Annotated in this window: 17 protein-coding genes; 6 read left to right on the forward strand and 11 right to left on the reverse strand. The window is 70.2% G+C overall.

What is annotated here, in order from left to right; translation table 11 throughout:
- Positions 1-3 precede the first annotated feature (3 nt).
- The 6 genes from tkt to C8E87_RS06200 all read left to right on the forward strand — a co-directional run bounded on the left by tkt (position 4) and on the right by C8E87_RS06200 (position 7315).
- A complete protein-coding gene (tkt, locus tag C8E87_RS06175) occupies positions 4-2136 on the forward strand; it encodes a transketolase (RefSeq protein WP_133872178.1) in 2133 nt (710 codons plus the stop codon).
- 10 nt (positions 2137-2146) lie between these two features.
- Positions 2147-3283 carry a transaldolase gene (gene tal / locus C8E87_RS06180; protein WP_133872179.1) on the forward strand — a complete coding sequence of 379 codons (1137 nt, stop codon included), beginning with the start codon at positions 2147-2149 and terminating at the stop codon, positions 3281-3283.
- 93 nt (positions 3284-3376) lie between these two features.
- Entirely contained in the window at positions 3377-4894 is a 1518-nt protein-coding gene (zwf, locus tag C8E87_RS06185; RefSeq protein WP_166661307.1) for a glucose-6-phosphate dehydrogenase, read from the forward strand.
- Positions 4891-5904: a glucose-6-phosphate dehydrogenase assembly protein OpcA gene (locus C8E87_RS06190; protein WP_133872181.1), complete on the forward strand. Its 1014-nt coding sequence runs from the start codon at positions 4891-4893 to the stop codon at positions 5902-5904. The genes zwf and C8E87_RS06190 overlap by 4 nt, the downstream gene beginning before the upstream one ends.
- Before the next feature lie 71 nt (positions 5905-5975).
- The gene (pgl, locus tag C8E87_RS06195) at positions 5976-6713 is read left to right on the forward strand and encodes a 6-phosphogluconolactonase (protein ID WP_133872182.1); all 738 of its coding nucleotides are present in this window, start codon (positions 5976-5978) and stop codon (positions 6711-6713) included.
- Complete coding sequence (locus C8E87_RS06200) at positions 6710-7315, forward strand: GNAT family N-acetyltransferase (protein ID WP_166661098.1); 606 nt, start codon at positions 6710-6712, stop codon at positions 7313-7315. Before pgl ends, C8E87_RS06200 begins: the two co-directional genes overlap by 4 nt.
- Before the next feature lie 18 nt (positions 7316-7333).
- On the opposite strand, the gene C8E87_RS06205 is transcribed toward C8E87_RS06200, so the two are convergent.
- The 11 genes from C8E87_RS06205 to C8E87_RS06255 all read right to left on the reverse strand — a co-directional run bounded on the left by C8E87_RS06205 (position 7334) and on the right by C8E87_RS06255 (position 18570).
- Positions 7334-7678, reverse strand: a complete 345-nt coding sequence (locus C8E87_RS06205; RefSeq protein ID WP_133872183.1) for an RNA polymerase-binding protein RbpA — start codon at positions 7676-7678, stop codon at positions 7334-7336.
- Between the two features lie 152 nt (positions 7679-7830).
- A complete protein-coding gene (gene secG / locus C8E87_RS06210; RefSeq protein WP_133872184.1) occupies positions 7831-8088 on the reverse strand; it encodes a preprotein translocase subunit SecG in 258 nt (85 codons plus the stop codon).
- Positions 8089-8175: 87 nt separating this feature from the next.
- Positions 8176-8964: a triose-phosphate isomerase gene (gene tpiA / locus C8E87_RS06215; RefSeq protein ID WP_133872185.1), complete on the reverse strand. Its 789-nt coding sequence runs from the start codon at positions 8962-8964 to the stop codon at positions 8176-8178.
- A complete protein-coding gene (locus tag C8E87_RS06220) occupies positions 8964-10160 on the reverse strand; it encodes a phosphoglycerate kinase (protein WP_133872186.1) in 1197 nt (398 codons plus the stop codon). The genes tpiA and C8E87_RS06220 overlap by 1 nt, the downstream gene beginning before the upstream one ends.
- A gap of 6 nt (positions 10161-10166) precedes the next feature.
- Positions 10167-11168 (reverse strand): type I glyceraldehyde-3-phosphate dehydrogenase, encoded by a 1002-nt coding sequence (gene gap / locus C8E87_RS06225; protein ID WP_133872187.1) that lies wholly within the window; start codon positions 11166-11168, stop codon positions 10167-10169.
- A gap of 433 nt (positions 11169-11601) precedes the next feature.
- The gene (locus tag C8E87_RS46290) at positions 11602-12243 is read right to left on the reverse strand and encodes a hypothetical protein (protein WP_133872188.1); all 642 of its coding nucleotides are present in this window, start codon (positions 12241-12243) and stop codon (positions 11602-11604) included.
- An 18-nt stretch (positions 12244-12261) separates the two neighbouring features.
- Entirely contained in the window at positions 12262-13242 is a 981-nt protein-coding gene (whiA, locus tag C8E87_RS06235) for a DNA-binding protein WhiA (RefSeq protein WP_097322458.1), read from the reverse strand.
- A 53-nt stretch (positions 13243-13295) separates the two neighbouring features.
- Positions 13296-14285: a gluconeogenesis factor YvcK family protein gene (locus C8E87_RS06240; protein WP_133872189.1), complete on the reverse strand. Its 990-nt coding sequence runs from the start codon at positions 14283-14285 to the stop codon at positions 13296-13298.
- Positions 14286-14287: 2 nt separating this feature from the next.
- The gene (gene rapZ / locus C8E87_RS06245; RefSeq protein ID WP_133872190.1) at positions 14288-15187 is read right to left on the reverse strand and encodes an RNase adapter RapZ; all 900 of its coding nucleotides are present in this window, start codon (positions 15185-15187) and stop codon (positions 14288-14290) included.
- Positions 15188-15655: 468 nt separating this feature from the next.
- Positions 15656-17944, reverse strand: coding sequence for an excinuclease ABC subunit UvrC (uvrC, locus tag C8E87_RS06250; protein ID WP_133872191.1), 2289 nt, complete (start codon positions 17942-17944; stop codon positions 15656-15658).
- A 98-nt stretch (positions 17945-18042) separates the two neighbouring features.
- Positions 18043-18570: a Rieske (2Fe-2S) protein gene (locus C8E87_RS06255; protein ID WP_133872192.1), complete on the reverse strand. Its 528-nt coding sequence runs from the start codon at positions 18568-18570 to the stop codon at positions 18043-18045.
- Positions 18571-18580 lie beyond the last annotated feature (10 nt).

An 18580-nucleotide genomic window follows, 5' to 3' on the forward strand; every position in this document is an offset into this window, starting at 1 on the left:
GACGTGGCTGCCACTGATCCTGCTCTCAATTGGTCCGACCTAGACCGCAAAGCGGTGGACACCGTCCGGGTCCTGGCCATGGATGCCGTCGAGAAGTCCGGCAACGGCCATCCCGGCACGGCGATGAGCCTCGCCCCCGCCGCTTACCTGCTGTTCAACCGGGTCATGAGGCACGACCCGACCGATCCGCACTGGGCCGGGCGCGACCGCTTCGTGCTCTCCTGTGGTCACTCCAGCCTCACGCTCTACATTCAGCTGTACCTGAACGGCTTCGGCCTGGCGCTGGACGATCTGGCCTCGCTGCGCCAGTGGGACTCGCTGACCCCCGGCCACCCGGAGTACGGCCACACCCCCGGCGTCGAGGTCACGACCGGCCCCCTCGGCCAGGGCATCGGCAACGCGGTGGGCATGGCGATGGCCGCCCGCCGCGAGCGCGGCCTGTTCGACCCCGAGCCCAAGCCCGGTGACTCCCTGTTCGACCACCACGTCTACGTGCTGTGCTCGGACGGCGACGTCGAGGAGGGCGTCAGCCACGAGTCGAGCGCCATCGCCGGCGTGCAGAAGCTCGGCAACCTCACGGTGATCTACGACGACAACGAGATCTCCATCGAGGACGACACCCGCATCGCCAAGAACGAGGACGTCGGCGCGCGCTACGCGGCGTACGGCTGGGATGTGCGCCACGTCGACTGGCGCAAGGGCGATCCGTCGAAGGGCAGCGAGTACCACGAGGACGTCGAGGCGCTGTACGCGGCGATCGAGGCCGGCAAGAAGGTCACCGACAAGCCGACGTTCATCGTCCTGCGCACGATCATCGGCTGGCCCGCGCCGAACAAGCAGAACACCGGCAAGATCCACGGTTCCGCGCTGGGCGCCGACGAGGTGGCCGCGACCAAGGAGATCCTCGGCTTCGACGTGAACGAGACGTTCGCGGTGGCCGGGGACGTGCTGGCGCACACCCGCAAGGTCGTCGAGCGCGGCCAGGCCGCCCACGCCGAGTGGAACACCCGGTTCGAGTCCTGGGCCAAGAGCAACCCGGAGCGCCGGGAGCTGTTCGACCGGCTCACCAAGGGCGAGCTGCCCCAGGGCTGGGAGAAGTCGCTGCCCGAGTTCCCGGCCGACCCCAAGGGCCTGGCCACCCGGGCCGCGTCCGGCAAGGTCCTCGAGGCGCTGGCGCCGGTGCTGCCCGAGCTGTGGGGCGGCTCGGCCGACCTCGCCGAGAGCAACAACACCACCATGAAGGGCGAGCCGTCCTTCATCCCCGCCGAGTACGCGACCAAGGCCTTCCCCGGCAACGAGTACGGCCGCACGCTGCACTTCGGCATCCGCGAGCACGGCATGGGCTCGATCCTCAACGGCATCACCGCGAACGGAAAGACCCGCCCGTACGGGGGAACGTTCCTGGTCTTCAGCGACTACATGCGCGGCGCCGTCCGCCTGTCGGCGCTGATGAAGCTGCCGGTCATCTACGTGTGGACGCACGACTCGATCGGCCTCGGCGAGGACGGCCCGACCCACCAGCCGATCGAGACGCTGTCGGCGCTGCGGGCCATCGTCGGCCTCGACGTGGTGCGCCCGGCCGACGCCAACGAGACCGCGTACGCCTGGCGCGGCGCCCTCGAGCACAAGGACCGCCCGACCGGCCTGGCCCTGTCCCGGCAGAACCTGCCGACGATCGACCGCAGCAAGTACGCGTCGGCCGAGGGCACGCTCAAGGGCGGCTACATCCTCTCCGAGGCGTCCGGCGGCGAGCCCAAGGTGATCCTGATCGGCACCGGCTCCGAGGTGCAGTACTGCCTGTCCGCGCAGGAGCGCCTCGAGGCCGAGGGCACACCCACCCGCGTGGTATCGATGCCGTGCCTCGAATGGTTCTACGAGCAGGACACCGCGTACCAGCAGCAGGTTCTGCCGCGCGGCGTCAAGGCCCGGGTGACGGTGGAGGCCGGCATCCGGCAGAGCTGGGACAGGATCCTGGGCGAGGCCGGCGAGCCGGTGAGCATCGAGCACTACGGCGCCAGCGCCCCCGCCAAGATCCTCTTCGAGCAGTTCGGGTTCACCGCGGACAACGTGGTGGCCAAGGCCAACGCCGCCCTGGCCAAGGTCGGCGAGATCACCGGTCACACGACCGGCAACTGAGGAGATACCAATGACCGACAGGCTTGGTGAGCTCTCCGCCGCTGGTGTGGCGGTGTGGCTCGACGACCTCTCCCGTCCCCGGCTCACCACCGGCGGGCTCAAGAAGCTGCTCGACGAGCAGCACGTGGTCGGGGTGACCACCAATCCGAGCATCTTCCAGAAGGCGCTGTCCGACGCCGACGCGTACGACGAGCAGCTCAAGGACCTGGCTCGGCAGGGTGTCACGGTCGAGGAGGCCGTACGCCTGATGACCGGGCGCGACGTGCGCGACGCGTGTGACGTCGAGCGCCCGGCCTACGACGCCTCCAACGGCGTCGACGGCCGGGTGTCCATCGAGGTCGACCCCCGCAAGGCCCACGAGACCGAGAGCACCGTGGCCGAGGCCAAGACGCTCTGGTGGCTCGTCGACCGCGAGAACCTGTTCATCAAGATCCCGGCGACCCTGGCCGGCCTGCCGGCGATCACCCAGGTGCTCGCCGCGGGCATCAGCGTCAACGTGACCCTGATCTTCTCGAACGAGCGCTACCGCCAGGTGATAGACGCGTTCCTCGCCGGCATCGAACAGGCCAAGGCCAACGGCCACGACATCACCAAGATCGGCTCGGTGGCGTCGTTCTTCGTCTCCCGCGTGGACACCGAGATCGACAAGCGCCTCGACAAGATCGGCAGCGACGAGGCCAAGGCGCTCAAGGGCAAGGCGGCCATCGCCAACGCCCAGCTCGCCTACGAGGCGTACGAGGAGGTCTTCTCCACCGACCGGTGGAAGGCCCTCGAGGCCGCCGGCGCCCACCCGCAGCGGCCGCTGTGGGCGTCCACCTCCACCAAGAACCCGGAGTACAAGGACACCATCTACGTCGAGGAGCTGGTGGCCCCGGGCACGGTCAACACCATGCCGGAGGCCGTGATCCACGCGTTCGCCGACCACGGCGAGGTCCGCACCGACGCGGTGACCGGCTCGTACGACGCCGCCCGCAAGGTCTTCGCCGACCTCGAGCGCGTCGGCGTCGACCTGCCGGACGTCTTCAAGGTGCTTGAGGACGAGGGTGTCGACAAGTTCGAGGCCAGCTGGAAAGAACTGCTCGAGGGCGTCGACAAGTCGCTGAGGGCGGCGGCCGAGGGCTCGAGCAGCCCGAGCGACGCGGCCTGACGACACCGAAGGGGACTTGCGAAACGCGAGTCCCCTTCGTCGTCTCCCTGCTAAGACACTTGCTTGACACCGAAAACTGGCAGGATGGACCACGTGGGCAATCCGCTGCGTACCGCACAGGACCGCAGGCTCCCCCGGATCCCGGAGCCCTGTGCTCTGGTGATCTTCGGAGTCACCGGTGACCTGTCCCGAAAGAAGCTCATCCCGGCTGTCTACGATTTGGCCAACCGCGGCCTGCTGCCGCCCGGTTTCGTGGTTCTGGGCTTCGCCCGCCGCGACTGGGGTGACGGCGACTTCGAGTCGCTGGCCTACGAGGCGGCGAAAAAAGGCGCCCGCACCCCGTGGCGCGAGGACGTCTGGCAGCGCCTGGCCGGCCAGTTCCAGTTCGTCCCGGGCTCGTTCGACGACGACGCCGCGTTCGACCATCTCGCCGAGACGCTCGACGATCTGCGCGAGCGCAACGGCATCCCCGGCAACGCCGCTTTCTACTTCTCCATCCCGCCCGCCGCGTTCCCGCTCGTGCTCAACCAGCTCGCCCGTACGGGAATGGCCGACAACGCGAAATCGGGCGGCTGGCGCCGGGTGGTGGTCGAGAAGCCGTTCGGCAACGACCTGCAGACCGCCATCGCGCTCAACCAGCTCGTCGACGAGGTCTTCACGCCCGGCGACGTCTACCGCATCGACCACTACCTGGGCAAGGAGACGGTCCAGAACATCCTGGCCCTGCGCTTCGCCAACAGCCTGTTCGAGCCGGTGTGGAACTCCAAGTACGTCGACTCGGTGCAGATCACGATGGCCGAGGACGTCGGCATCGGCACCCGCGCCGCGTTCTACGACGCGTCCGGCGCCGCCCGTGACGTGCTGCAGAACCACCTGCTCCAGTTGCTCGCCCTGGTGGCGATGGAGGAGCCCACAAGCTTCGACCCCGACGACGTACGGGCCGAGAAGCTGAAGGTCCTCAAGGCGATCGCCATCCCGAAGGACATCTCCAAGGGCTCCGTACGCGGGCAGTACCTTCCCGGCTGGGTCGCCGGTGAACGCGCCGTGGGTTACCTGGAGGAAAAGAACATCCCGCCGGACTCCACCACGGAGACGTACGTCGCGGTCCGGCTCGGCATCCAGAACAGGCGCTGGGCCGAGGTGCCGTTCTACGTGCGCGTCGGCAAGCGCATGCCGCGCCGGGTGACCGAGATCGCGATCCTGTTCAAGAAGGCGCCGCACCTGCCGTTCGACCCGGCCGACGTGGAGATGCTGGGCCACAACCAGCTGGTCATCCGCGTCCAGCCGGACGAGGGCGTGGTGCTGAAGTACGGCTCCAAGGTGCCCGGCACCACCATGGAGGTCCGCGACATCGCGATGGACTTCCAGTACGGCGAGGCGTTCACCGAGTCCAGCCCCGAGGCGTACGAGCGCCTGGTCCTGGACGTCCTGGTCGGCGACCGGACCCTGTTCCCGGACGCCGCCGAGATCGAGCAGAGCTGGCAGGTCATCGACCCGCTGGAGGCCGCGTGGGAGGGCACCAAGCCCGAGCCCTACCGGGCCGGCGAGTGGGGCCCGCGCGCTTCGGACGAGATGCTGGCCCGCGAGGGCCGAGCCTGGAGGCGAGCATGATCGGGCTGTGGGACACCACCGGCAACGAGGTGGTCAAGGCGCTCGCCGCCGAACGGCGCAGCGCCGGCGGCGTGGCTTCCGGGCTCGCCCTGACCCTGGTCGCGGTGGTCGAGGAGAAGAAGGTCCGCGAGGCCGAGGCCGCGGCGACGATCGCCGCCGCGGCGCACCCGTGCCGGCTGCTCATCGTCGTCCGCTCCGATCTGGAGGGCCGCAGCCGCCTGGACGCCGAGATCGTCGTCGGTGGACGGCTCGGCCCGGCCGAGGCGGTCGTGATGCGTATGTACGGCCGTCTCGCGCTGCACGCCGAGTCGGTGGTCATGCCGCTGCTCGCCCCGGACGTGCCGGTGGTCAGCTGGTGGCACCAGGAGCCGCCGGACACGATCGCGAACGACTTCCTCGGCGTGGTGGCCGACCGCCGCATCACCGACTGCGCGCAGGCGCCCGACCCGGTGGCCGCGCTGCGGCAGCGGGCCGCCGACTACGCGCCCGGTGACACCGACCTCACCTGGACCCGCATCACCCTGTGGCGCACCCTGGTGGCGGGCGCGTTCGACACCACCGAGGCAAGGGTGGTCGGCGCGACCATCGCAGCGCCCAGCAAGGACCCGACGGCCTGGCTGATGAAGGGCTGGCTGCAGTCCCGGCTCGGCATCGTGCCCGAGCTGCAGGCGACCGAGCGGGCCCCGCGGATGAACTCGGTGCAGCTGCTCTGCGCCAACGGCGACACGGTGACGGTGACCCGCGACGAGAACACCGCGCTGTTCAGCCGCACCGGCCAGGAGGACCGTTACATGCCGCTGCCCAAACGGCCGGTCGGCGACGAACTGGCCGAGGAGCTGCGCCGGCTGGACGCCGACCAGATCTACGCCGACGCGCTCGGCGCGATGGCCGGGGTGTCCGGTCTCGACCACCGGCCCCCGATGCGGGTGCACGTGTGGAAGGACCCGGCGCTGGCGGCCAAGGCCGACGAGGAGGGCGCGATGGCGGGCCCGGGCGGCACAGCCGCATAACCTCCCGACAACAAGGGCCGTCCGCCGCAAAGGTGGGCGGCCCCACGGCTTTCCAGACAGGAGACGGAAACGTGAGCAAGACCCTGGTCGTGGTGGTGCCGGACGCCGGCGCCCTCGCCGCGACGGTGGCGTCCCGCCTGATCGCCAAGATCGTCGATGCGCAGGCCGAGCGCGGTTCGGCCGGCGTGGTGCTGACCGGCGGCCGCATCGCCAAGCGGGTGCTGGCCGCGCTGAAAGACCTGCCCGAGGCGGCCGCGATCAACTGGTCGCAGGTGGACCTGTGGTGGGGCGACGAGCGTTTCCTGCCCTCCGGCGACCCCGAGCGCAACGAGACCCAGGCCCGTGAGGCCCTGCTGGACGCGCTGCCGGTCGATCCGGCCCGGGTGCACGCCATGCCCGCCTCGGACGGCCCGGACGGCGACGACGCCGAGGCAGCGGCCGCACGCTACGCCCAGGAACTACGGATCGGCGGCGCCGACCTGCCCCCGTTCGACGTGCTGATGCTCGGCGTCGGCGAGGACGGTCACGTCGCGTCGCTGTTCCCCGAGCACCCGGTGCTCAACGAGACCACGAGCACGACCGCGGCCGTCCACAACAGTCCGAAGCCGCCGCCGACCCGGATCACGCTGACCATGCCGACGATCCAGGCCGCCGACGAGGTGTGGCTCATCGCCGCCGGCCCCGACAAGGCCGACTCGGTCGGGCAGGCCCTGGGCGGCGACAAGCTGCTGCCCGCGGCCCACGCCACCGGCGTCGCCAAGACGTACTGGCTGCTCGACCAGGCCGCCGCGGCAAAGATCAAGTCGTGACGCCGGAACCAGTGATCCGCGGCTACCGGCCCACCGACCTCGACGCCGTCTACGACATCTGCGTACGTACCGCCGACGCCGGGGGCGACGCACGCGGTCAGAACAGCTCCGACCGGCTCGTCGGCGACATCTTCGCCGCGCCCTACGTCGTGCTGGAGCCCGAGGTGGCCCGCATCCTCGACGACGGGCACGGCAACGCGGTCGGCTACATCGTCGGCACCACCGACACGGCCGCCTTCGTCAAGAGGTACCGCACCGAGTGGCTGCCCGCCACGGCCGGCCGTTACGGCGACGACCCGCGCGACCGGATGTGGCTGCGACTGCACCACAACCCGGAGCGCATGCTCGTCCCCGAACTGGCCGGCTACCCCGCACACCTGCACATCGACCTGCTGCCGGAGTGGCAGGGCCGGGGGCACGGGCGGGCTCTGATGTGGTCGTTCCTGGCCGGCCTGCACGCGGCCGGGGCGCCACGGGTGCACCTGGGCATGGCCCCGGCGAACACCGCGGCACGCGCCTTCTACGCGCGACTTGGCTTCGAGGACATCCCGGTGCCGTCCGAGCCTGGCGCCCTGTACCTGGGGCGCTCGACGGCCGTTTGAGGGGCCGTCCCGACAGCCTTACTCGCGGCCGCGGCGCTGGCGCAGCTTGGCCAGCGCCTCCTCGAGGATGCGGGCGCCGTCCTCGTCGGTGCGCCGCTCCTTGACGTAGGCCAGGTGCGACTTGTACGGCTCGGCCCGCAGCCGGCCCGGCGGCTTCTCACGGTCGAGGCCGGCGGGCTGGCCGCAGCGCGGGCAGTCCCACGCGTCGGGGGCCGACGCCTCGGCCGCGAACAGGATCCGGCTGGCGTGCCCGGCCGCGCAGAAATAGGTCACCTCCCGCCGAGGGGCGGGCTCACTGCGCTCGTCGGGGCGCACCGGGGACGAGCCGACACGGCTGCCACGGATTGCACTGCCACTGGACACGGATGTCACTCCTGTCTCGAGGGCGCTGGTTGTCGCCGGCCCGAAATCAGGCCGAAACAGAACAGAAAAACGCCGCACGCCCGGCAGAACCGGACGCGCGGCAGAGTCTACGACTATGACGCTCCGTAAGAAAGAACGGGGCGTCAGGAAAGTCAGGAACCCGGAACGGACACCCGCAGCCACAGGCCGAGGCCGACGATGCAGGCGAACCAGATGATGCCCACCAGCACGGTGTAGCGATCGAGGTTCTTCTCCGCGACCGAGGAACCGGCCAGGCTGGAGGTCACGCCACCGCCGAACATGCTCGACATGCCGCCGCCCTTGCCGCGGTGCAGCAGGATGAGCAGGGTCAGCAAGAAGCTGGTGAGGACCAGCAACGCGATCAACGTGTACGCGAACCACATCGGCATGGTCGGGTCATTCCTCTCGAAGGGCACAGGAGCCGTCCAACAATAGCTTGTGCCCGGACGCGAAGTGCGCCCGGGCACGCGCTGTTGTCAGCGGCTCACGTGCTCGGGGAACCGGACGATCGAGGCGAACTCCTCGGCGTCCAGGCTGGCGCCGCCGATGAGCGCGCCGTCCACGTCCGGCTTGGCCATGATCTGCGCGATGTTGGCCGCCTTGACCGAGCCGCCGTAGAGCACCCGTACGGCGTCGGCGACCTCGGCCCCGTACACCTCGGACAGCCGCTCGCGGATCGCGCCGCAAACCTCCTGGGCGTCCTCGGGAGTCGCGGTCTTGCCGGTGCCGATCGCCCAGACCGGCTCGTACGCGATCACGATCTGCTTGACCTGCTCGGGCTTGAGCCCGGCCAGCCCCGCGTCGACCTGCGCGGTGCAGTGCGGCACGTGGCCGTTCTCCTCGCGGACCGGCAGGCCCTCGCCCACGCAGAGAATCGGCATCAGGTTGCTCGCGAAGGCCGCCTTCACCTTCGCGTTGACCAGGGCGTCGTCCTCGTTGTGGTATTCCCGGCGCTCGGAGTGGCCGGCCAGCACGAAGGTGCAGCCCAGCTTCTCCAGCATCGAGCCGGCGATCTCACCGGTGTACGCGCCGGACTTGTGCTGCGAGATGTCCTGCGCGCCGTACACGATGTTCAGCTTGTCGCCGTCGACGGCGGTCTGCACGGTGCGCAGGTCGGTGAACGGCGGCAGCACGGCCACCTCGACGTCGGTGAGCTGCTGCTCGCTCAGGCTCGCGGCAAGCTTCTGCACCAGAAGGTTGGCCTCGAAGTGGTTGAGGTTCATCTTCCAGTTACCGGCCATCAGGGGCCGGCGAGCGTCCGCCATCACTTCTCCAGTGCTTCGATGCCGGGGAGGGTCTTGCCCTCGAGGTACTCCAGGGAGGCGCCGCCGCCCGTCGAGATGTGCCCGAAGGCGGTCTCGTCGAGGCCGAGCGTGCGCACGGCCGCGGCCGAGTCGCCGCCGCCGACGACCGAGAAGCCGTCGATCTTGGTGATGGCCTCGGCCACGCCCCGGGTGCCCGCCGCGAACGGGGCCAGCTCGAACACGCCCATCGGGCCGTTCCAGAACACGGTCTTGGCGCCGCCGATCGCCCCGGCGAACAGCGCCACCGACTCGGGGCCGATGTCCAAGCCCAGCCGGTCGGCCGGGATCTCGGACGCGGGCACCGTCACGCTGTCGGCGTCGGCCGAGAACTCGGTCGCCGCGACCACGTCGACCGGCAGCACGATCCGGCCCTGCGCCTCGGAGAGCAAGTCACGGCAGGTGGCGACCATCTCGTCCTCGAGCAGCGACTTGCCGACCTCATGGCCCTGGGCCTTGAGGAACGTGAAGCACATGCCGCCGCCGACGAGGAGCTTGTCGACCTTGGGCAGCAGCGCCTTGATCACGGCGAGCTTGTCGGAGACCTTCGAACCGCCGAGCACGACCACGTACGGCTGCTCGGGGTGCTCGGTCACCTTCTTGAGGACGTCGACCTCCTTGATGACCAGGCCGCCGGCGTAGTGCGGCAGAATCGCCGGCACGTCGTGGACCGAGGCGTGCTTGCGGTGCACGGCACCGAAAGCGTCATCAACGTAGAAGTCGGCGAATTTCGCCAGCTCGCCCGCGAAAGCGGCACGAACGGCGTCGTCCTTGCTCGTCTCCCCCTGGTTGAACCGCAGGTTCTCGAGGAGCAGCACCTCGCCGTCCTCGAGCGCGCCGGCCTTGGCGGCCGCATCCGGCCCGACCGTGTCGGAAGCGAACACGACCGGCGAACCCAGCAGCTCACCGAGCCGCGTGGCGACCGGGGCGAGGGTGAACTTGGGGTCGGGCGCGCCCTTGGGCCGGCCCAGGTGCGACATCACGATGACGCGGGCGCCCGCGTCACGCAGGGCGATCAGCGTGGGCAGCACCGCGCGGGCACGGCCGTCGTCGCTGATGACGCCGGGATTCTGCTTGTCGAACGGGACGTTCAGATCGGCGCGCACGAGCACGCGCCGACCCGAGACACCCTCGCCGAGCAGGTCGTCGAGAGTCTTCACGTCAGATCAGGCCCCGACGAGCTTGACCAGGTCGACGAGGCGGTTCGAGTAGCCCCACTCGTTGTCGTACCAGCCGACGACCTTGACCTGGTTGCCACCGATGACCTTGGTCAGGCCGGCGTCGAAGATGCAGGAGGCCGGGTCGGTGACGATGTCGGACGAGACGATGTCGTCCTCGGTGTAGACCAGGATGCCCTTGAGAGGGCCCTCGGCGGCAGCCTTGATGGCGGCGTTGACCTCGTCGACAGTGGTGTCACGGGCGGCGGTGAAGGTCAGGTCGGTGGCCGAGCCGGTGGGGATCGGCACCCGCAGCGCGAAGCCGTCGAGCTTGCCCTTGAGCTCCGGCAGCACCAGGCTGACGGCCTTGGCGGCGCCGGTCGAGGTCGGCACGATGTTCAGGGCGGCGGCGCGGGCGCGGCGCAGGTCCTTGTGCGGGCCGTCCTGCAGGTTCTGGTCCTGGGTGTACGCGTGGATCGTGGTCATCAGACCCTTTTCGATCCCGAACGTGTCGTTCAGCACCTTCGCCATCGGGGCGAGGCAGTTGGTGGTGCAGGACGCGTTGGAGATGATGTTGTGCTTGGCCGCGTCGTACAGGTTGTCGTTGACACCGACGACGACCGTGATGTCCTCGTTCTTGGCCGGGGCCGAGATGATGACCTTCTTGGCGCCCTTGTCGAGGTGCGCCTTGGCCTTGGTGGCGTCGGTGAAGAAGCCGGTCGACTCGATGACGACGTCGGCGCCCAGGTCACCCCAGGGCAGGTTGGCGGGGTCCTTCTCGGCGAACGCCTTGAAGGTCTTGCCCCCGACGGTGATCTCGTCGGCGGTGGCCTTCACCTCGTGCGGCAGGCGGCCGAGGATCGAGTCGTACTTGAGCAGGTGCGCGAGCGTCGCGTTGTCGGTCAGGTCGTTCACGCCGACGATCTCGATGTCCGCGCCGGAGGCGGCAGCCGCCCGGAAGAAGTTGCGGCCGATACGGCCGAAGCCGTTGATGCCAACCCGGATGGTCACAGGTGGATCTCCTCGTTTCGGTCCGCCGGATTTTGCGACCGGCGGAGGGTCTGCGTGCCGACCATGTCGAGGGCCGGCAAAGGGGCGTCCGGTCGCCGCGCGTGAGCTGAGGGGCGCGCCGGGTCAGAGCTGGCGGCGCACAGCGCGGTCGGCCGAGCTGCCGGCACCGTCGCCGTCGGTAAGACCCTATCCGAGAGCCGGCGCGACTTCTCCGAGGGGTCGAAACCCAACCGTGACAGTCCCCCGCCGTTCACCAGCGCTTCTCTTCCCCGCAAGACCCTTTCCCGTACGCGACGTCACCGTGACCAACCGCAACGGGATCGAACCGGGCCTTTCGCCCGGCTGGGTGCAACACCGGGCCGTAGCGCAGCTACCGGCCCGGCCCCAGGGTCACCCTCCGGGGCCGGACGCGCTCACTCACTCGTGGCCGGCCTCAGGACTCCTGCCCGTCGCCACGCCCCAGCAGTTGCTCGATGCTCGCCTTGAGCGTGGCAAAGGCGGCCTTGTTCTCGAGGTAGTGCCGGCTCCCGGCGTCCCGCACGGTGCGCAGATCGATCGTTTGCTGGAAAGCCGACTCCCGCATGGAGACCAACTCGGTCCCCATCTTGTCCAGCACAGCCCCCTGCTTCTCCTGAATAGCCAACACCTTCTCCAGCACGGCCCCCTGCTTCTCCAGCACGGCCCCATGCTTCTCCAGCACGGCCCCCTGCTTCTCCTGAACAGCCCCCTGCTTCTCCTGAACGGCCAACACCATCTCCAGCACGGCCCCCTGCTTCTTCAGGGCTGCCGACTGCTCGAGCTGAGTAGCCCTCAGCGCGTTCAGCAGACTCACGTGGCCCCGGAGCGCCTCTCCGAAGTCGCCGACATCCCGACTCGCACCGGCTGCCAAAGTCCGCACCTCCCCCATTTCTTGCTTCAAGACGACAACCTCACTCTCCACCGCTGCCACTCGTTCCTCAAGGTTCCCTTTGCTGACCATGGCGAAGAGCCTTCCGGATTTTCGAGCGGAGTTGTAAGAGCTTCTGAGCGGCCAAAACTCCACCATCTGAACAAGAGACAGCTCGTCACATGTCATCTTGTCAGGGAGCAAGCCTCAGCAGGCCATCATCTCCGGGGTGACGGCGGCCTCGGTGTCGGGGATGCCCAGGTCACGGGCGCGCTTGTCGGCGAGGGCGAGCAGACGCCTTATACGCCCCGCGATCGCGTCCTTCGTCAGCGGCGGGTCGGCCAGCGCGCCCAGTTCCTCCAGCGAGGCCTGCCGGTGCTCCAGCCGCAGCTGACCGGCCGACGTGAGGTGGTTGGGGGCCTCGTCGGCCAGGATCTCGAGGGCGCGGGTGACCCGGGCGGCGGCGGCCACGGCGGCGCGGGCCGAGCGGCGCAGGTTGGCGTCGTCGAAGTTGGCCAGCCGGTTGGCGGTGGCCCGGACCTCACGCCGCACCCGGCGCTCCTCCCAGGCCAGCACGCTGGCGTGCGCGCCGATGCGGGTGAGCAGCGCGGCGATCGCGTCACCGTCCTTGATCACGACCCGGTCGACCCCGCGGACCTCGCGCTCCTTGGCCGTGATGCCGATGCGGCGGGCCGCGCCCCGCAACGCCAGCGCCGCCTCGGGGCCGGGGCAGGTGATCTCGAGCGCGCTGGAACGGCCGGGCTCGGTCAGCGAGCCGTGCGCCATGAACGCGCCCCGCCAGGCCGCCACCGCGCAGCACACGTTGGCCGAGACCACGTGCGGCGGCAGGCCACGGACGGGACGCCCCCGCACGTCGAGCAGCCCCGTCTGCCGGGCGAGGGCCTCGCCGTCCTTGACGATGCGCACGATGTAGTGGCTGCCCTTGCGCAGCCCGCCGGAGGCGAGGACGTGCACCTCGCTGGGGTAGCCGTAGACGTCGGCGATCTCGCGCCGCAGCCGCCGCGCCACCGCGCCGGTGTCCAGCTCCGCCTCGACCACCACCCGGCCGGAGACGATGTGCAGACCCCCCGCGAACCGCAGCAGCGCCGCCATCTCGGCCCGCCGGCAGCACGGCTTGGGCACGTCGACCCGGCTCAGCTCGTCCTTGACCGCTGCCGTCATCGCCATCGTGATGTCACCTCATGCGCCGGATCTTGACCATTTGTACCGATTACGGGTGCTTAACGAGCGGCGCCCAGTACGGGAACCAGCGCGACACCCAACGACTCAGGATCATGCTTGGGGCGACCGTCCGCAACGGCAACGGGTGCCAGCACCAGCCGGGCGCCCAGCCCCTCGGCGGCCCGCCGCACCGGTTCGGGCTCCCCCACCCACTTGCCGTCGGCCAGCACGACGTCGACCCGCAGTCCGGGCAGATAGCGGTGCAGCGCGGCCAGGTGGTCGGCGACCGAGAGGCCGGACGTCTCGTTGTCGGTGGCCAGATTGAGCGTGACCAGCCGGCGCGCCGGGCTCTTCATGATCGCCTCGGCCAGCCGGGGCACCATCAGGTGGGGCAGCACGCTGGTGAACCAGCTCCCCGGGCCGAAGATCAGCCAGTCCGCCTCGTCGATGGCCGTGATCGCCTGCTGGCAGACCGGCGGGTCGGCCGGGTCGATCCGCACCGCCTCGACGTGCCCGTGAGCGACCGCGACGGCGTGCTGACCACGCACCGTGACGACCTCGTACGGGCGTTCCGGGTCGGCGCCGCGCATGTCGGCCTCGATGCCGATCGCGTGGCGGGCCATCGGCAGCACCCGCCCCCGCGCGCCCACCATCGCGGCCGCGTGGTCGAGCGCCTGCACCGGGTCGCCCAGCATCTCCATCAGCCCGAGCAGCAGCAGATTGCCGACCGCGTGCCCGACCAGCGGATCGGGCCCCTGCCCGCCGACGCCCGGCGCCGGGATCTCGGCGAAACGGTACTGCAGCAGCTGAGCCGTACGCTGGGTGATCTCCCGGCCGTCGGCCAGCGCGGCCAGGGCCTGGCGCAGGTCACCCGGGGGCAGCAGCGCGTCACGCTCGGCGAGCAGCCGGCCGCTGGAGCCGCCGTCGTCGCCCACCGTCACGACGGCCGTGATCTCCAGATCCAGGCCGTCGGCGGCGCGGCTGCGCAGGGCACGCAACGAGGCGCTCAGCCCGTGCCCGCCGCCGAACGCCACCACCCGTACGGGCATCGTCACTCCCGCCCGAGGTCGCGGTGCGAGGAGTGGGCTGCCAGACGCATGTCCCGCAGCTGGGCCGTGAGCTCCTCGGAGATCGCGACGCTGCGGTGCTTGCCGCCGGTGCAGCCGACCGCGACGGTGAGATAGCGCTTGCCCTCACGTTCGAAACCGGGGGCGGTGGCCGCGATCAGGCTCGCGTACGTCTTCACGAAGTCGCTCGCGCCCTCCTGGTCGAGCACGTACGTGCTGACCGCTTCCTCGAGGCCGGTGTGATCGCGCAGGTCGGGCACCCAGAACGGGTTGGGCAGGAACCGGGCGTCCATCACGTAGTCGGCGTCGGGCGGCAGGCCGTACTTGAAACCGAACGAGAGCACGGTGATGCGCAGCCGGCGCACGTCCTCGCCGCCGAACAGCTCCTCGACCCGCCGGCGCAGCTGGTTCACGTTCAGGTGGCTGGTGTCAATGATCACATCGGCCTGCTCGCGCGCCTCGGCCAGCAGCTTGCGCTCGGCCGCGATCCCGTCGGCGAGCCGGCCGTCGCCCTGCAGCGGGTGCGAGCGGCGCACCGACTCGAACCGGCGGATCAGCACGTCGTCCTCGGCGTCGACGAAGACGACCCGGGGCGAGAACCCGCGCTCACGCAGCGCGTGGATGGCCCCGGCCAAGTCGGTGGAGAAGGCCCGGCTGCGCACGTCGAGGACCATGGCCGTACGCCGGGCGGCGCCGCCGGCCTGGAACGCGAGCTGGGCCATGTCGAGCATCAACGCCTGCGGCAGGTTGTCGACCACGTAGAAGCCCACGTTCTCCAGCGCGCGGGCGACCGTGCTGCGCCCACCGCCGGAAACCCCGGTCACGACCACCAGGTCGGTGGTCACCTCGTCACGATCGGTCGCGTCGGACACGAACTCCGGCATCGACTCCGTCAACGCACACGCCTCCCAGCGTCGCTTCGCCCGCGCCCCCTGGCGGACACAACATCCTAGGCCGAACCCCTCGGCCCGATCCCTCCGGACGAGTGTCGTCCATCCGATCGGTGTCCCCGGGCCCGTTCGATACAACAACCGGCCCTCACCACAAGTTCCACCCCGCCCTGCGAGATCCCCCACGCCCCAGCCCCGCGGGCGCCACTTCGTCAGGGCCAACCATGCCGCCCGAGGCGCTCCGACCCTACCCGCCCCCGCCGGATCGCAAAGGTTGTCCACAATGCGCCTCTGTCCACAGGGCACCCTGCAAGATCCCCCCAAACGCGAGACAATTGCCTCGGGGGGCGCCCCTGGGACGGGTGGCGCTGTTCGCGATCTTGGCCGGGACGGGGCTGCTGCTGCTCATGGCTGCTCCCGGTGGCCGGGCGCGGGCCTACGACTTCGGCCGGGATGACGCCGCTACTCGTGGCTTCCCGCGGCCGGGCGCGGGACTTTCGAGCGGTTGGCACCGGCCTTTGTGCGCCCGGCCCCACCGGCGGGAAAAGACACCGCGTCCGCCGGCTCCTCCCCGCTCGCTGAACCCGCTTCGGCGGCCTTGAGGTCGGCCGGTTGGGCACCTTCCGGATTGAGCGCCGCCAGCAGCGCCTCCGCCGTGCGGCGGCCGATGCCCGGGACCTCGGTGATCTCTTCGGGGGTGGCGGCGGAGAGCCGCTTGAGCGAGCCGAAATGCCGCAGCAGGGCCTTGCGTCGCGTCTCGCCCAGGCCGGGCACGGTGTCCAGCGCCGACGTCGTCATCCGCTTGGAGCGGCGCTGGCGGTGGAAGGTGATCGCGAACCGGTGCGCCTCGTCGCGGACGCGCTGCAGCAGGTAGAGCGCCTCGGACGTGCGCGGCAGGATGACCGGGAAGTCGTCGCCGGGCAGCCACACCTCTTCGAGCCGCTTGGCCAGCCCGCACAGCGCCACGTCGGTGATGCCCAGGTCGGACAGCACGGCTGCGACCGCGTTGACCTGCGGCTGACCACCGTCGACGACCACCAGCTGAGGCGGGTACGCGAACCGCCGCGGCCGCCCGGTCAGCGGGTCGATGCCGGGCAGATCGTTCGTGGCAACCTCGTCGACCGGAGAGCCCGCGCCGGCGAGCGTCGCCGCCTCGGCCGGCACCGGCCCGGCTTCGGCCCACGAGGCAGCACCCTGCGCGGCCACGGCGCCACCCCCCGCCACGTCATCCGACCCGAGCGAAGCCGCCACGTCATCCGACCCGAGCGAAGCCGCCACGTCATCCGATCCGGGATCCGCCTCGTCGGACTCGGGACGGTCGCGGGGCGCGTCGGCGCCGGGTTGTGCGCGGAACCGGGCGAACCGCCGCCGCATCACCTCGCTCATCGCGGACAGGTCGTCCATGCCGCTGCCGTCGGGGTTGCCCCGCACGGCGAACCGGCGGTATTCGCTCTTGCGGGCCAGGCCGTCCTCGAAGACGACCATCGAGGCGACCACGTCGGTGCCCTGGATCTGCGACACGTCGAAACACTCGATGCGCAGCGGGGCCGAGTCGAGCCCGAGCGCCTCGGCGATCTCGTCGAGCGCCTTGCTGCGGGTGGTCAGGTCACCCGCGCGCCGCAGCTTGTGCCGCTGCAGGGACTCGCCGGCGTTGCGGGCCACGGTTTCCATCAGGGCGCGCTTGTCGCCCCGCTGCGGCACCCGCAGGGCGACCCGGCTGGTGCCGCGGCGCGCGGAGAGCCAATCGGCCAGGGCGGCGGCGTCGTCGGGCAGGGCGGGCACGAGCAGCTCCCGTGGCACGTCGCTCTCGCCCTCGGACTCACCGTACATCTGGGTGCAGAAGTGGTGGACCAGGTCGCCGGTCGTGAGGTCCTCCACCTTTTCCACGACCCAGCCACGCTGGCCCCGGACCCGGCCGTCGCGTACGTGGAAGACCTGGACCGCGGCCTCGAGGGGGTCCTCGGCGAAGGCGACCACGTCGGCGTCGGTGCCGTCGCCGAGCACGACGGTCTGTTTCTCCATCGCCCGGCGCAGGGCCGCGATGTCGTCACGCAGCCGGGCCGCCCGCTCGAACTCGAGTTCCTCGGAGGCGGCCATCATGTCGCGTTCGAGCCGCTTGACGAACGTGTCGGTCTTGCCGCCCATGAAGTCGCAGAAGTCGTCGACGATCGCGCGGTGTTCCTCGGCCGTGACCGAGCCGACGCACGGCGCCGAGCACTTGCCGATGTAGCCCAGCAGGCAGGGGCGGCCGATCTGGCCGGAACGTTTGAAGACGCCGGACGAGCAGGTGCGAGCGGGGAAGACGCGCAGCAGCAGGTCGAGCGTCTCGCGGATGGCCCAGGCGTGCGAGTAGGGCCCGAAGTAGCGCACGCCCTTGCGCTTGGCCCCGCGCATCACCTGCAACCGGGGAAACTCCTCGTTCAGCGTCACCGCGAGGAACGGGTAGGACTTGTCGTCCCGGTACTTCACGTTGAACCGGGGGTCGAACTCCTTGATCCAGGAGAACTCGAGCTGCAGCGCCTCGACCTCGGTGCCGACAGTCACCCAGTCCACACTGGCCGCCGTGGTGACCATCTGCTGGGTGCGCGCGTGCAGCGACCACGTGTCGGCGAAGTAGGAATTCAACCTGTTCCGCAGGTTTTTCGCCTTGCCGACGTAGATGACCCGGCCGGTCTGATCGCGGAAACGGTAGACGCCCGGGGACTCCGGAATGGTTCCGGGAGCCGGGCGATAGCTGGAGGGGTCTGGCACAGGCTCAACAGTAATGCGGGGGACTGACATGATTGTCCGACCGGAGGTCCGTCGCCGCCGCCACGGCTTCGGACCTCCGGCCCGGACGGTCTGTCAGATCAAGCGGCGACGATGTTGTCGCCGTCCACCTTGACCTTGGTCTCGGGCAGGGCCTTGTTGGCCGGGCCGGAGGTCGGCTGGCCGGTCTCGATCGAGAACTTGCTGTTGTGGCAGGGGCACGAGATCTGCCCGCCGTCAATCTTGTTGACGTCGCAGCCGGCGTGCGTGCAGACCTTGCTGAACGCCTTGAACACGCCCGCGGTGGGCTGGGTGATCACGTAGTCGCCCTGGATCACGCCGCCGCCCTCGGGCACGTCACCCACGGCGGCCAGCGTCGCCCCGCCCGAACCGCCGTTGCTGTCCGAACCGTTGCCGCCGCCTGCGGCCGCGCTGCCGGCCGGGCCGGGGTTGTCGGTGAAGTCGCTGCCGTTGCTGTTGGTCGACGAGGCCGTGCCGCACGCCGCGAGGACAGCGGTGGCGCCCGCCGCGCCCGCGCCGAGCAGGACCACGCGGCGTGTCGAGGCCGTCGGCCGTCCGGGCTCCTCGGGCGAGGTCTCGGCGTCGGTCTTGGTCTGCACGTCTGTCATCGTGTGTCCT

Origin of the sequence: Paractinoplanes brasiliensis (assembly GCF_004362215.1) — a bacterium.
Classification (GTDB): domain Bacteria; phylum Actinomycetota; class Actinomycetes; order Mycobacteriales; family Micromonosporaceae; genus Actinoplanes; species Actinoplanes brasiliensis.

Bases quoted from the DNA above. Each gene is read 5' to 3' on its own strand.
- whiA (WP_097322458.1), bottom strand. From the start codon at position 13,242: ATGGCGATGACGGCAGCGGTCAAGGACGAGCTGAGCCGGGTCGACGTG.
- tpiA (WP_133872185.1), bottom strand. From the start codon at position 8,964: ATGGCGGACGCTCGCCGGCCCCTGATGGCCGGTAACTGGAAGATGAAC.
- C8E87_RS06240 (WP_133872189.1), bottom strand. From the start codon at position 14,285: ATGCCCGTACGGGTGGTGGCGTTCGGCGGCGGGCACGGGCTGAGCGCC.
- secG (WP_133872184.1), bottom strand. From the start codon at position 8,088: ATGCCGATGTGGTTCGCGTACACGTTGATCGCGTTGCTGGTCCTCACC.
- C8E87_RS06190 (WP_133872181.1), top strand. From the start codon at position 4,891: ATGATCGGGCTGTGGGACACCACCGGCAACGAGGTGGTCAAGGCGCTC.
- rapZ (WP_133872190.1), bottom strand. From the start codon at position 15,187: ATGCCGGAGTTCGTGTCCGACGCGACCGATCGTGACGAGGTGACCACC.
- C8E87_RS46290 (WP_133872188.1), bottom strand. From the start codon at position 12,243: ATGACATGTGACGAGCTGTCTCTTGTTCAGATGGTGGAGTTTTGGCCG.
- tal (WP_133872179.1), top strand. From the start codon at position 2,147: ATGACCGACAGGCTTGGTGAGCTCTCCGCCGCTGGTGTGGCGGTGTGG.
- C8E87_RS06255 (WP_133872192.1), bottom strand. From the start codon at position 18,570: ATGACAGACGTGCAGACCAAGACCGACGCCGAGACCTCGCCCGAGGAG.